The organism is Aliarcobacter skirrowii CCUG 10374 (assembly GCF_003544835.1).
In the GTDB taxonomy this organism is placed as follows: domain Bacteria; phylum Campylobacterota; class Campylobacteria; order Campylobacterales; family Arcobacteraceae; genus Aliarcobacter; species Aliarcobacter skirrowii.
Genome location: NZ_CP032099.1, coordinates 275,990 through 289,401, shown reverse-complemented (window position 1 = coordinate 289,401; position 13,412 = coordinate 275,990). Strand labels below are relative to the sequence as shown.

Genomic DNA, 13,412 nt, shown 5'->3' with positions numbered 1-13,412 from the left:
TATTATATCTTTATTGCTATTAATTTTTGCTCCGTTTTCTCTTTAAACTTTTTCTTTTATATCTTTGATAATATTTTTTATAATGGCTTTTATAATTTTGTGGATATGTTCTATTTTTTGGTATATTATTGACTATAAATGCTATTAAAAATAAGATTATAGTTCCACTTAAAACTGGAACCAATAGATACAAATATCCTAAATCATGAACTTGAGAAGTCCCAACTACAGCAATAAGTGCAGTTGCACCTCCTGGTGGATGTAAGGTAAAAGTTAATTGCATAAATAAAATGGAAGTGGCAACTGCAATTGAAGATGCCAAAAGTAAATCTCCAGAAAAAAGTTTATAACAACTAACTCCTACAAAAGCACTAATTAAATGTCCACCTATTAAATTTTTTGGTTGTGCTAGAGGTGAGTTTACAGCTCCATATATTAAAACAGCACTTGCTCCAAAAGATCCTAAAACCAAGCTTAAATCTAAATCATCTAAAAAGTTTTTGTGAAAAAATGCAATTGCTAATAGTCCCAAAAAAGAGCCTATCCAAGACCAAAAAAGATTTGATTTATCAAATAGCTCTTTATTGTTTTTTGCAAATAATTTATAAAAATATTTCATAATATAACCTCTAATTTTAAAAATCGTAATGGTAACAAAATTTTTACCATTTTTTTATGATTTATATCAACTATGGTACAATTTGGACATTATTTAAAAAGGATAGACTTTATGGGAATTTTAGAAGATTTAATAAAAAGAGCTGAAAATTCATGTGAGCTTTGTAAAAATCAAGAGAATTTAGACATTTTTGAGGTAAGCCCAAGTGATGGAAGTTTAGAAACATCTGCTTTATTATGTGAAAAATGTAAAAATCAGTTTGAGCAAAGTTGCGAACTTGATTCAAATCATTGGTACTGTTTAAGTGAATCTATGTGGAGTACAGTTCCAGCAGTTCAAGTTTTATCATATAGAATGTTAAAAAAACTTGATAATCAAGAGTTACTTGATATGATATATTTAGATGAAGAGACTTTAGAGTGGGCAAATAAAGGTCTTGAAAGCTTTGATGATAGTGTTGTTCAAAAAGATTGTAATGGTGTTGTTTTAAGTGCTGGAGATACAGTTACTCTTATAAAAGATTTAGATGTAAAAGGAGCTGGTTTTACTGCTAAAAGAGGAACAGCAGTTAGAAATATAACTCTTGGAAGAGAAGAGGGACAAATTGAAGGTAGAGTTAATGGTGTAAAAATTGTAATTTTAACTCAATTTGTAAAGAAAAACTAAAGAGAAATCTTTGGTTTTTCAATAATATAAAAATCAATCATAGCATTTAAAAGTGCTATTTTTGAAGCATTTTTTAACATCTCTAATGTAATATCTTTTTCAAAAATCTTTTTATCTTCAATCAATCTTGCTCTTGTAGTTCCATTTAGTAAACACTGTTTTGAAGTTATCCAAACTCCTTCATAAAATATAGCAATATTAGCAATACTTGTATCTGTTACAATACCATTTTTCAAAATAATTATCTCTTCACAACTATCTTTTTGTGAAAACAGATAATCCAATCTCTCTCTATTTAAATACTTTTTTGAATAATCTATACCATCATCAAAAATTACTTTAAAACTATTTATCTGCTTTTTTTTATAGGGGAAATATTGTACATCTAAAACCTCATTCTCATCATAAATGATTTTACATCTAAGAAGTTCATTACTAATTGGATTTATATACTCTTGAAGATTTAAATTTTTTCCAATAGTAAAAGCAACTCTTTTATTATGATAATCTAAATTAAAAATCTCAAAATCTTCACACTTTATTGTTTCAAAAAACATAATTATCCTTTAAAATGGCAAATAGATTTTATCTATTAACTCTTTATATTCATCCTCAACCCTACTATCAGATGTTATTCCTCCACCACTTTTATAAAAAAGTTCTCCATCAATTTTTTCTATAAATCTAATTAAAACAAAACTTTGAAGATTTTTTCCATCAAAAACTCCAAAAATTCCTGTATAAAAACCTCTATTATAATTTTCTACTTTTTTTAAAATATCAATAGTTGATTTTTTTGGAGTTCCTGTAATACTTCCAGCTGGAAGAAGAGCTAATAAAATATCACCTAAATTATCACTCCAATTATCATCTAACTTTCCAGATATTTTTGAGCTTGTTTGAAGCAATGTTTTTTTATTGGTTTTAATCTCATCAATAAATCTAAACTCTTCAACTTCTATACTTTTTGCAACTTTTCCCAAATCATTTCTTAGTAAATCTACAATCATAGTGTGTTCTGCTAACTCTTTTGTACTATTTAAAAGAAGCTCTTTTGAATCTTTTATAGATTTATCAATAGTTCCTTTCATAGGATAAGTATAGATTTTATCATCAACTATTTCTATAAACTTTTCAGGACTAAAGCAGACAAAATTTGTTTTTTTTAGTTTGACTCTCAATTTTAAAAGTGAATTTGAAGTTTTATAAATATGATTTAAACTTAAATTTGTATCTATTTTTGTTTGAGAACTTAGATTTGCAAGATATGTATTTCCAGCTCTTATTTGCTCTTGAATAGTTTTAAATTTCTTATTATAACTCTCAAAATCTATTGGATATTTTTTAAAAAAATATTTTTTACTATTTTTTTGATTTTTAATTTTTGAAGAGATTTTATATCTAATTTTTTTTGATTTTTTATCTAATTTTTCAATATGAAGTTTTTTTAAATCATAAGATATCAAAAAAAGAAATGGCTCTTTACAAGAGCCATAAAGATTTAGTTTTTTTTTAATTTTTTCTATTTTCACTTAAGATTTTAAAATTAGTTTTTTCAAAATAGAAGCTCTTATTGCAACTCCATTTGTAACTTGCTCTAAAACTTTACATCTTGGGTGCTTTAAAACATCATCTGTAATATCAATATTTCTATTAACAGGACCTGGATGAAGAAGTAAAAACTCTTTTCTATTCATCAACTCACTTGTAATACAAAAATCTTTTGCATACTCTTGAAGTGACTCAAAGTATGTTATATTGTGACGTTCAAGTTGACTTCTTAAACTCATAACAATATCCATATCATCTATTACTTCTTGAATTGTATTAAACTGTTTAAACTCATCTCCCTCATATTTAAAACAATCAGGAGCTACTAAATTTACATCAATTCCAAATCTAGGAAGTAATCTTCTATTACTTCCAGCAACTCTTGAGTTTTTAACATCTCCAACAATTGCTATTTTTTTACCTTCAGTTTCTCCACCAAAATATTCATTAATTGTAAAAAGGTCTAAAAAAGCTTGAGTTGGGTGTGAGTGTCTTCCATCTCCTGCATTGATAATAGGACAATCTACATACCCTATTAAGCTCTCTGGAAGTCCATGAACACTGTGTCTTATTACTATTGCATCTGGATTCATCGCATTTAAGTTTGAAACTGTATCGTACATAGTTTCACCTTTTTTTTGAGATGAAGTTCCAACATCTAAATTTACAACCTCAGCTCCAAGCCTTTTTGCAGCAATTTCAAAAGATGTTCTTGTTCTTGTAGAGTTTTCAAAAAATAGTGTTACAATAATTTTGCCTTCTAAAACTTTACTAAGCTTTCCCTCTTTAAATGCTCTAGCATCTTCAAAAATAGCCAAGATTTCGTCTTTAGTGAAGTCGGAAGTTCTTATTAGGTGTTGCATTTTTTTCCTTTGGTTTTAGTTTGGAATATTAGCAAAAAGCTCTTTAAACAAAATTGAGTATAATCATAATATTTTATTATGGAGTTAATAATTGAAACTACAATTTATATTTATAATTTTATTTACATTTTTATTTTTTGGTTGTTCTTCAAAACCTTTAGATCCTGTTGTTTTTGATAGAGTTGATAAAAAAATATCATATACAAAAGATATAAAACCAATTTTTGATAGTCGTTGTGTATCTTGTCACTCATGCTACAACTCACCTTGTCAATTAAAAATGGAGAGTTTTGCAGGACTTGATAGAGGAGTTACAAAAGCTTTAGTTTATGATACTAGAATAAATGCGAGTTCTCCTACAAGATTATATGTTGATGCAAAAGATACAAATGAGTGGAGAGAAAAAGGTTTCACATCTGTTTTAGATAAAGATTTAGATAATAATGAATCAATTATGATGCAATTTTTATTTCAAAAAGAGTTAAATCCACAAATTGTTGGTAACTACTCTCCTGAAACAGATAAATTAACTTGCTCTCAAAATCAAGATGAGCTTGAAGAGTATTTTGAAAAAAATCCACACAAAGCTATGCCTTATGGTTTTCCAGCCATTAGTAAAGATGAGTATAACCTAATAATGACTTGGCTTGATGAGAATGCAATTGATGATACAAAAGTATCTATAACAAATTTTGAAAAAAAACAGATAAAAAAGCTTGAAGATTTTTTAAACAACTCTTCAATAAAACATCAAGTAACTGCTAGATATATCTATGAACATCTATTTTTAGCAGATATCTATTTTGAAGAGAAAAGTGGTAATTTTTTTGAGTTAATTCGTTCAAAAACTGCATCTCCTTTTGAACCTGAAATTATTCCTACAACATTTCCTTACGATAAAATAGATGAACCATACTATTATAGAGTTAGAATTAGTGAGCAAACAAGAGTTCATAAAACTCATATGCCATATAAAATTGATGATAAAAAATTAGCACTTTTTAATAATTTATTTATAAAAGCAAAATGGAATGAAAAACCATATATGCCAAGTTTTGATAAAACTAAAGCACCAAATGCACTTGAGGTGTTTAAACAAATTCCTGCAAAAAGTAGATATCAATTTTTATTAGAAGATGTATATTTTTTTGTAAATACATTTATTAAAGGTCCTGTTTGTAAAGGTCAAATTGCACTCAATGTTATTCAAGACCATTTTTGGGTTGCATTTATGGATCCAAAATATGATTTAAGTGTAGTAGATAAAGAGTTCTTAGAGCAAAATTTAAAAAACTTAGAGATTCCAAATCAACTAGGAGAAGATCCTACTTTATATTCAACATTCAAAAATTTAGGGCACAAAGATGAAGTTTTAGCATATTTTAAAAATAAAAATGAAGTTTATAATAAACACTACAAAGATGGATTAAAACTAGAGTATTTAAGAAAGAGTAAAAAAGATGATTCTATTTTAACAGTTTATAGACACTTTGATACAGCATCACTTCACAAAGGTGCTTTAGGGAATACTCCAAAAAATATGTGGGTTATAGATTTTCCACTATTAGAGAGAATTTATTACTCTTTGGTTGCTGGTTTTGATGTTTATGGAAATACAGCACATCAACTTCTTGTAAGAACTCATATGGATAGATTAAGAGTTGAGGGTGAGAGTATGTTTTTAGAGTTTTTACCAAAAGCAACAAGAGATGGATATTTTAACTCTTGGTATTTAGGTTGGTTGGCTCAATATCTTACAACTTATCTTCCATCACAAAATGAGACAGCTATTGATTTTTATACTAAAGATTACAAAAAAGAGTTAATTTCTAAAATTTTAACATATACAAATACTCCAATAGATTCTATAAACTATACTTATGAAAAATATACTCCAAGTGAAATAAGAAGTAGTTATAAAAACAAAAAAGAGATTGAAGAGGGATTTAAAGCTCTATCACTACCAAATAGTCAAAATTTTACAAAATATTTTACAGGTTCTGACACAAATGCAACTTTAATTAGAATAAAACTAAATGATGGTTCAAATTTAGTTTACTCTATGGTTATAAATAGATGGCATGATAATGTAGCTTTGATGTTTAAAGAGGAGTCAAGATTAGATCCTTCAAAAGATGATATAGATTTTGTTGAAGGATTTGTAAGTACCTATCCAAATATGTTTTTTATAATAAATCAAGATGATATTCCAAGTTTCTTTAACTCTTTAAAAAATTTTAAAAATAGCACTGAGTGTGTAAAAAACATATCAAGATTTGCAATAAATAGAGCAAATCCAAGTTTTTGGGAACACTATGATTGGTTTACAAAAGAGTTTGAAAAATCAAATCCAATTGAGTTTGGATTATTTGATCTAAATAGATACTATCACAAAGCTATTAATGAAAATATTGATTAAAAGAGGCTTATTCAGCCTCTTCTACACTTCCTACTGGTTCTAAAATTGCTAAATAATCTTTGAATCTTTTTTGTCCAAGACTATTTTGTTTGTAATCATTTATTAATTGTCCTACATAATCAACAACTTGTGTTGCTGGAATTTTAACACCAACTTTTCTTGCTATTCTACTTTTAGTTGTTCCTTCTAAATTTCCACCTAATAAAACTTCATAACCTTCAATTCTCTCACCTTCGTGTCTCATCATACAACCAACAAAACCAATATCAGCAATTTGTGGATGAGAGCATGTATTTCCACAACCAGCAATTGCAATACTTAAATCTTCAACAAAATCTGGGAATTTTTGTTCCAACTCAAGCACAACTTTTTTTGCATACTCTTTAGTTTCTGTTATTCCAAATTTACAGAACTCTTTTCCTGTACATGATTGCAATCTTGCTCTAAATGGATTTGGTTTATATGGATATCCTAAGGCTTGAAACTCATCTGCTAAAGCTTGAACTACATCATCTTTTACATCATAAACTATAAAGTTTTGAGTTCCAGTTAATGCAACTCCACCAGCACTATATTTTTTACAAATCTCATAGAATTTTACAAAATCATCACCTGCAACTCTTCCTGAGTTTGTTGCAAAACCAACATAAAAAAGATCTTTTTGTTTTTGTCTGTTTATTCCAAAATGGTTTCTATTTTCATAAGATGCAACAATTGGAGCTTCTAAACCATCTTGAAGTTTATATCCGATTACTTTCTCAATCTCTTCAACAAACTTCTCTATTCCCCAATCATTTAAAAGATGTCTAACTCTTGCTTTATTTCTATTATCTCTATTTCCATGATCTCTAAAAATCTCTGCACAAGCAACAGCAACATCTAAAACTTGATTTGGTTTAACATACTTATTTGCTCTAGTTGCTATCTGCTTAGATTTTGATAATCCACCACCAATAGTTAAATCAAAATCAACCTCACCATCTTTTGTCTTAATAGCTGTAAAAGCAGCATCTTGAATCTCATGAGCAGCACAATGACATTTACAACCACTAATTCCTATTTTATACTTTCTTGGAAAGTTACAAAATCTATCGTCATTTTTATCAAAATAGCTATCAACCTCTTTTAATAAATTTTGAACATCATAAATCTCACCCTCATCAATTCCACTAACAGGACAAGTCATAATAGGTCTTGGTCCATCACCTGATGCCATTCTTGAAGTTAAATTTACTTCACCCAACATATCAAAAATAGCTGGTATATCTTTAATCTCTATATAATGAAACTGTACATTTTGTCTTGTTGTAAAATCTACTAAACCTTTTGCATACTTTACCCCAATTTCACTCATAACTCTTAGTTGCTCTAAATTCATTCTAGCATCAACTAATTTTATTCTTTTCATAAAATATTTTTTATCTTCTAATCCATCTTTGTTTACATGGGGATACATTCCATACCATTTAAGTAAACCAATATATTCATCTTTTAAAGGGATTCCTTCAAGTGCCTCTTTATATAAATCATCTATTACTCTAAGAGGATTTCTTGATGCTTTTAACTTCTCAAGTTCTGATAACTCTGCCATTTAATATTCCTAATTTAAAATTAAAATTATGAAAGTATATCAATCATACTTTAAATATAGATTAATATAATCTTGATTAATTTAATAAACAATTCTATTCAAAAAATATTTAAGCAAATTTTTAGGATAAAAACTAATTTTTTAGTCTATAATTCCACCCATAGAGTAGTTTTATCTATTCTAAAAATTTCTAGGAGATACCCTTGAATGCTTCATTTTTAAATGAGCAAAAAAATTTTAATCTATTTTTAGATTTACTAAAACAACTTATTCGTGTTCCTTCTGTTACAGGTGCTGAGCACTCATTTTTACTATATTTAAAAAGAGAACTTGATGAACTTGGTGTTAAAACAGAGCACTATGACGGTCTTTTAGTAGCCATTGGTAAAGAGCCAGAAAATGGATTTTTAAGCGCTCATATTGATAGGCACGGGGTTATTTGTACAGGTCCAAATGAGTTTCAATTTGCAGCTTTTTTGGCAAAAAATCGATCTGACTTAAGAGGAAACTCTCTTTCTGAACAAACTTTTCAACAAATCTCAAAACGATATATAAATCAAGGTGTTCACGCATATGATCCTTTTAGTGGTTCATATTTAGGAACTGGTAAAATAAAAGATGCCTTTTTAAAAGAGGAGATAAACAACTTAATCTTTGAAATAGATGGACTTTCACATCTTCTTCCAGGAACTCCAATTGCATTTATAGATAAACTAAAACAAGATGGCAATCTAATCTCAGCTCAACTTGATAATGTTATTAGTGCTGCAATTATTCTTTTTTTATATCAAAATGGTTATGAAGGCACAGCTTTTTTTACAGCTCAAGAGGAGGCTGGAAAGAGTTGGAGATATATAAATGAGTGGTTTAAAAAGAATAAAGTATCAACTGATAAATTAATTGTTTTGGATACAAGTCCTTATGAATCAAGACAAGAAGCCGATAAACAAATGGTTGTATTAAGAAACAAAGATGTAAATGCAAGATTTAAATCACCACTTTTAGATGAGATAAAAAAGTTTTGCAAAAAAAATAAAATAACATTTTCTTGTAAAGATAAATTTATAACTGAAAAGAATAAAAAAAGAGTTCAAGAGGGATTAAAACCAATTAGTATTGGAAGTACAGAACTAGGAAGAATTATTATGGAGTCTAATAAAAAGATTCAGGGTACAACTTTGCAAATACCCACAACTGGTTACCATACTGTTGATGAAACAGCAAATATTTTGTCTGTTAAATCTATCATTTTTATTTTAAGCAGTTTTTACATAAAAACTAAAAATATTTAAACAAGAAGGAAAAAATGAATTTAGCTATTATTTATGAATTAAGAGCAAACGATGTAAAAGAAGAGGACATTGAACTTATTATGAATAGAGTAAAAAATAGATTAAGCGAAGAGAATATTGATAAAGAGCTTGTAAAACTTGGTTACCCAAAAATATTTACAGTTGATTATGATGACTATGATAATTACGATTATGCTGATGATAGCTACTCTCCTAGCTCTAAGGGAAGTTTTGACGAAGATTAATTTAATAGATATTTTAGAAAAAAAGACGCTACTTAGTAAAAATATTATTGAAAATATAATAAAACTTTTGGATGAGGGGTGTACAATTCCCTTTATCGCAAGATATAGAAAAGAGTTTACAAATAGTGCAACAGATGAACAGCTTAGAGATTTTGAAGAGATTTTTGAATACTCAAAAAAACTCTTAAATAAAAAAGAGGATATAAAAAATCTCTTAAAAGAGAGAAATTTTTTAAATGAAAATATAGAAAAAAGTTTAGATGAAGCTACAAGCTTACAAGCTTTAGAAGATATTTACTCACCATTTAAAGATAAAAAATCATCAAGAACTTCAAATGCTATTGAAAATGGTCTTGAACCATTAGCAAATATAATTCAAAGTATGAGATATAGCAAACTTGAGTGTGAACAAAAAGCAAAACAGTTTTTAAATAAAAATATAAAAACTACTCAAGATGCTATAAGTGGTGCAAAAGATATAATTGCCCAAAGATATGCTGATGATTTTAGATCTAAAGATATTGTTAGAAATTTAATAAATAATTGGGGAATTTTAGAAGTAACTGCTGCAAAAGAGTTTGATAAAAGTGGTCTTTATGCCTCTTTTGCAAATACAAGTGAAAAAATAAAATATATAAAACCTCATAGAGTTTTAGCAATTTTAAGAGCTGTAAACGAAAAACAACTAAATATAAAAGTTGAAATAGATGAGAACTATATTTTAGAAAATATAAAAAAGTATAAAATAAAACCAGATGCACAAGATTCAAAAGAGTTAGTATTTGAAGGTTTTAAAGATGGACTAAAAAGATTACTCCTTCCAACACTAAAAAGAGAAGCAATAACAAATTTAAAAGAAAAAGCAAGCAAAGAGGCAATTGAGCTTTTTGGGAAAAATCTAAAAGAGCTACTTCTAACTGCACCTCTTCTAAATCAAGTAATTCTTGGAGTTGATCCTGGATATAAAAGCGGATGTAAATTAGCAGTTATAAACGAAGATGGTCAATTTTTAGATAGTAGTGTTATTTATCCAACAAAACCAAAAGAGGATTTAATAAACTCATCAAAAATAGTTTTAGATTTAATCAATAGATATAAAATCACAAGCATAGCTATTGGAAATGGAACAGCAAGTAAAGAGACAGCAACTTTTATTGACAATCTAATAAAAGAGAATAGATTAGATGTTAATTATGCAGTTGTAAGTGAGATTGGAGCTAGTGTTTATTCAGCTTCAAAAATTGCATCTTTGGAGTATCCAAACCTTGATGTAACAATTAAAGGTGCTATATCTATTGCTCAAAGATTAAGAGATCCAATGGCAGCATTGGTAAAAATTGATCCAAAATCTCTTGGAATTGGTCAATACCAACACGATGTAAATCAAAAAGAGTTAGAGAAAAAACTTGAAAATATTACTATTGATTTAGTAAATAAAGTTGGAGTTGATTTAAACTCTGCTTCATACAAACTACTCTCTTTTGTATCTGGAATTAGTGAAAAATTGGCTTTAAATATTATTGAACATAGAGAAAAAATCAAAAAATTTAGCTCTAAAAAAGAGCTTTTAAATGTAAAAGGTATTGGAGCAAAAGTTTATGAACAGTGTGTTGGATTTTTAAGAATAAAAGATGGCTTATCAATTTTAGATAATACCTCTATTCATCCAGAAGATTATGAAATTGCTTTAAAACTTCAAAAAAATTATGATATTAAAGATATAAAAGAGTTTGAAGATATTGCAAAAAGCTTAAATATTTCAACTATAAAATTAAAAGATATTGTAAAAGAGCTCTTAAATCCAGGACTTGATGTAAGATTTGAGTTTAATAGTGTTAAATTTTCAAATGATATTTTAGATATAAATGATTTAAAAGAGGGGTTTATTTTAAGTGGAGTTGTAAGAAATATTACAGATTTTGGAGCATTTGTAGATATTGGAATAAAAAATGATGCCCTACTTCATATATCACAAATTAGCGAAAAAAGAGTATCTCATCCAAGTGATGTTTTAAGTATAAATCAAAATTTAGAAAATTTAAAAGTAATAGCTGTAGATTTAGAGAAACAAAGAGTATCTTTGAGTTTAAAATGAATTGATTTTTGTTAAGATAAATACCTTTTTTATTAATTATAATTCTATTAAAAAAGGATATTTATGGAGTATCTATTAGTCCAAACAGTTCATCTATTATGTGCAATAATTTTTGTAGGTTTTATTTTTGCAGATATATTTATATTTCCAGCAGTTAAAAAAAAGTTTGGTCAAGAGGCTTATGATAACATGATAAGTGCTATTGTTGGTCGTGGAATTATAATCTATCCCTTAGTTGTAATTATACTAATATCAAGTGGTATATATATGTTTACAAACTATATTAATAAAGAAGTTGGGTATTTTAATAGCTCTTTACAAATACTTTTATGGATAAAACTCTTTTTTGTTTTACTAATAATTTTGGGAGTAGTTTATACAATTTTTTGTAAACTAGCAAAAATTGAACCAGTTTCGTTTATGAAACATTTTCACGCTTATGCTTTGCTTCTCTCAATTGCTATTGTTGTGATTGCAAAACTTATGTTTTTTTTATAAATTTTACTCATCAAATAGTATTTGAACACCATACTGGGGGTGAAGGATTACTTTTTTAAAGTAATCCTTTCTCTCTTTTTGTCCAAATCTTTTTTGAGTTTTAAATTTTAATTCAAGCTCTTCATTGTTTAATAAAGCTCTTATTTCACTATGTTTTAAATAGTGTCCATATCTACTTAAGGCATTTTGCCAAATTCTAAACGAACACTTTGAAGAGCTTGAGAGTTCAAAAAACTCTCCATCTTCGGTAATCCAAGAGGCGTTTGAACAAGCATAAAGCTCTACTTTTTTGCCTCTTACCTCTTTTTTTCTAATCTCTATTTGTCCATCATCACAATATGGACATTTTCCTAAAAACATATTTAGTTTTTAAAAGCTATTACTTCTACTTCAACTAAAACATTTTTTGGTAATGTTTTTACGGCAACTGTACTTCTAGCTGGTGCTGATAAAACTTGAAAATACTCTCCATAAACTTCGTTGAAAGCAACAAAATTATCCATATCTGATAAAAAACAAGTTGTTTTAATAACATTATCAAAAGAGCTTCCAGCCTCTTGTAAAATAGCTTTTAAATTCTCCATAACTTGTCTTGTTTGCTCTTTTATTCCACCACTTACAACTTCCATTGTAGTTGGATTTAATGCTATTTGTCCCGATGTAAAAATCAACTCTCCAAAATTAACTGCTTGATTGTATGGTCCAATTGCACTTGGAGCTTTTGTTGTACTTATAATATGTTTCATATTTCTATCCTTTAATTTTTAAAGTGTCTATTATATTTAGTTTTTGCTTTCTTTTACAAAAAACAACTCAAACTGATTTTTCAAATGAGATAAAATTTCATCTTCACTTTTATATAATCCTTGACCACTCAATGCTGATTTTACAATAGTTTTTGTGTAATCATGAATATCATCTCTTTTAAACATCTCATCAAGATCCAACCAAATAGCTTCACTAATCTCCTCTTTATCTTTTACATCTATTTTTAAACTTTTTGGCTTTGCAAGACATAAAACATATAGATTTGATTTATGAAATTGATGTGGATAAAAATGTCCTATAGATACAATTTTTTCAAAATCTACAACAACACCAGTCTCTTCAAAAACTTCTCGACTCAAAGCTTGAGAAATCATTTCAGCATCATCAATATGTCCACCTGGAAGCTTATAATACTCATTTCTAATTATCTCTTTAATTAATAAAATCTCATTTTTACTATTTATTACAACAGCACCTACTCCCAAAGTATGATTTGCCAAATTTGGAACTATTGCATTCTCTTTTAAAACTTTCACAAGTAGTATATAATCACTATTGCAAGAGTGAAAAGTAAAACCAAACTTTGTAGCAATTGGAATAAAATCTGATTTTTTTATATCTATATAGATCCAAATTAAATTTTTATTATCTTTTACATTTTGTATTAAATCTTTTAAATTCTGTTCAAATTCCAAAATATCTTTTGGCAAATCTTCACTTAAAATTGTAATTCCATTGTATGGGTCAAGACTTGTTTTAAAATTTGCTATATATTCAATACTACTTTTCATAATAATTTCCTTAT

At 27.5% G+C, this 13,412-nt stretch carries 14 protein-coding genes; 6 read left to right on the top strand and 8 right to left on the bottom strand.

All coding sequences use genetic code 11. The features are described from left to right. Positions 1-19: 19 nt before the first annotated feature. The gene (locus tag ASKIR_RS01575) at positions 20-619 is read right to left on the bottom strand and encodes an HPP family protein (protein ID WP_066352691.1); all 600 of its coding nucleotides are present in this window, start codon (positions 617-619) and stop codon (positions 20-22) included. A gap of 111 nt (positions 620-730) precedes the next feature. On the opposite strand from ASKIR_RS01575, the gene ASKIR_RS01570 reads away from it, so the two are divergent. Further along, a complete protein-coding gene (locus tag ASKIR_RS01570; protein WP_066162662.1) occupies positions 731-1,285 on the top strand; it encodes a PhnA domain-containing protein in 555 nt (184 codons plus the stop codon). Here ASKIR_RS01570 and ASKIR_RS01565 read toward each other — a convergent pair. The 3 genes from ASKIR_RS01565 to ASKIR_RS01555 are packed head-to-tail and all read right to left on the bottom strand — an operon-like array spanning position 1,282 to position 3,699. Continuing rightward, positions 1,282-1,842: an aminotransferase class IV family protein gene (locus ASKIR_RS01565; RefSeq protein ID WP_066162665.1), complete on the bottom strand. Its 561-nt coding sequence runs from the start codon at positions 1,840-1,842 to the stop codon at positions 1,282-1,284. The two genes, ASKIR_RS01570 and ASKIR_RS01565, sit on opposite strands and share 4 nt — an antisense overlap. Before the next feature lie 9 nt (positions 1,843-1,851). Continuing rightward, entirely contained in the window at positions 1,852-2,817 is a 966-nt protein-coding gene (locus ASKIR_RS01560) for an aminodeoxychorismate synthase component I (RefSeq protein ID WP_082946415.1), read from the bottom strand. Continuing rightward, positions 2,818-3,699: an aspartate carbamoyltransferase catalytic subunit gene (locus ASKIR_RS01555; protein ID WP_066352693.1), complete on the bottom strand. Its 882-nt coding sequence runs from the start codon at positions 3,697-3,699 to the stop codon at positions 2,818-2,820. Between the two features lie 91 nt (positions 3,700-3,790). Here ASKIR_RS01555 and ASKIR_RS01550 point away from each other — a divergent pair, with 91 nt between their 5' ends. Further along, positions 3,791-6,118, top strand: coding sequence for a fatty acid cis/trans isomerase (locus tag ASKIR_RS01550; RefSeq protein WP_066352695.1), 2,328 nt, complete (start codon positions 3,791-3,793; stop codon positions 6,116-6,118). Between the two features lie 7 nt (positions 6,119-6,125). Here the strand turns inward: ASKIR_RS01550 and ASKIR_RS01545 are convergent, their stop codons facing one another. Then, positions 6,126-7,709 carry a nitrite/sulfite reductase gene (locus ASKIR_RS01545; protein WP_066352697.1) on the bottom strand — a complete coding sequence of 528 codons (1,584 nt, stop codon included), beginning with the start codon at positions 7,707-7,709 and terminating at the stop codon, positions 6,126-6,128. A 203-nt stretch (positions 7,710-7,912) separates the two neighbouring features. On the opposite strand from ASKIR_RS01545, the gene ASKIR_RS01540 reads away from it, so the two are divergent. The 4 genes from ASKIR_RS01540 (at position 7,913) to ASKIR_RS01525 (ending at position 11,839) form a co-directional block, all read left to right on the top strand. Continuing rightward, positions 7,913-9,001, top strand: a complete 1,089-nt coding sequence (locus ASKIR_RS01540; protein ID WP_066162674.1) for a peptidase M42 — start codon at positions 7,913-7,915, stop codon at positions 8,999-9,001. Between the two features lie 14 nt (positions 9,002-9,015). Next, positions 9,016-9,246, top strand: a complete 231-nt coding sequence (locus tag ASKIR_RS01535; RefSeq protein WP_066162677.1) for a hypothetical protein — start codon at positions 9,016-9,018, stop codon at positions 9,244-9,246. Further along, positions 9,233-11,341 carry a helix-hairpin-helix domain-containing protein gene (locus tag ASKIR_RS01530; protein WP_306459140.1) on the top strand — a complete coding sequence of 703 codons (2,109 nt, stop codon included), beginning with the start codon at positions 9,233-9,235 and terminating at the stop codon, positions 11,339-11,341. The genes ASKIR_RS01535 and ASKIR_RS01530 overlap by 14 nt, the downstream gene beginning before the upstream one ends. A 63-nt stretch (positions 11,342-11,404) precedes the next feature. After that, complete coding sequence (locus tag ASKIR_RS01525; RefSeq protein ID WP_066352700.1) at positions 11,405-11,839, top strand: hypothetical protein; 435 nt, start codon at positions 11,405-11,407, stop codon at positions 11,837-11,839. Between the two features lie 3 nt (positions 11,840-11,842). Here the strand turns inward: ASKIR_RS01525 and ASKIR_RS01520 are convergent, their stop codons facing one another. From ASKIR_RS01520 to ASKIR_RS01510, 3 genes are read right to left on the bottom strand one after another with little or no spacing between them, the layout of a single operon-like run. Then, entirely contained in the window at positions 11,843-12,199 is a 357-nt protein-coding gene (locus ASKIR_RS01520) for a hypothetical protein (protein ID WP_066162685.1), read from the bottom strand. A gap of 2 nt (positions 12,200-12,201) precedes the next feature. Continuing rightward, a complete protein-coding gene (locus ASKIR_RS01515) occupies positions 12,202-12,585 on the bottom strand; it encodes a RidA family protein (protein ID WP_066162688.1) in 384 nt (127 codons plus the stop codon). 36 nt (positions 12,586-12,621) lie between these two features. Beyond that, positions 12,622-13,398: an NUDIX hydrolase gene (locus ASKIR_RS01510; protein ID WP_066352701.1), complete on the bottom strand. Its 777-nt coding sequence runs from the start codon at positions 13,396-13,398 to the stop codon at positions 12,622-12,624. Between the last annotated feature and the right edge of the window lie 14 nt (positions 13,399-13,412).

Excerpts from the sequence above, each read along its gene's own strand:
- ASKIR_RS01575 (WP_066352691.1), bottom strand. The coding sequence starts at position 619 with ATGAAATATTTTTATAAATTATTTGCAAAAAACAATAAAGAGCTATTT.
- ASKIR_RS01525 (WP_066352700.1), top strand. The coding sequence starts at position 11,405 with ATGGAGTATCTATTAGTCCAAACAGTTCATCTATTATGTGCAATAATT.
- ASKIR_RS01515 (WP_066162688.1), bottom strand. The coding sequence starts at position 12,585 with ATGAAACATATTATAAGTACAACAAAAGCTCCAAGTGCAATTGGACCA.
- ASKIR_RS01535 (WP_066162677.1), top strand. The coding sequence starts at position 9,016 with ATGAATTTAGCTATTATTTATGAATTAAGAGCAAACGATGTAAAAGAA.
- ASKIR_RS01555 (WP_066352693.1), bottom strand. The coding sequence starts at position 3,699 with ATGCAACACCTAATAAGAACTTCCGACTTCACTAAAGACGAAATCTTG.
- ASKIR_RS01545 (WP_066352697.1), bottom strand. The coding sequence starts at position 7,709 with ATGGCAGAGTTATCAGAACTTGAGAAGTTAAAAGCATCAAGAAATCCT.
- ASKIR_RS01565 (WP_066162665.1), bottom strand. The coding sequence starts at position 1,842 with ATGTTTTTTGAAACAATAAAGTGTGAAGATTTTGAGATTTTTAATTTA.
- ASKIR_RS01520 (WP_066162685.1), bottom strand. The coding sequence starts at position 12,199 with ATGTTTTTAGGAAAATGTCCATATTGTGATGATGGACAAATAGAGATT.
- ASKIR_RS01510 (WP_066352701.1), bottom strand. The coding sequence starts at position 13,398 with ATGAAAAGTAGTATTGAATATATAGCAAATTTTAAAACAAGTCTTGAC.
- ASKIR_RS01570 (WP_066162662.1), top strand. The coding sequence starts at position 731 with ATGGGAATTTTAGAAGATTTAATAAAAAGAGCTGAAAATTCATGTGAG.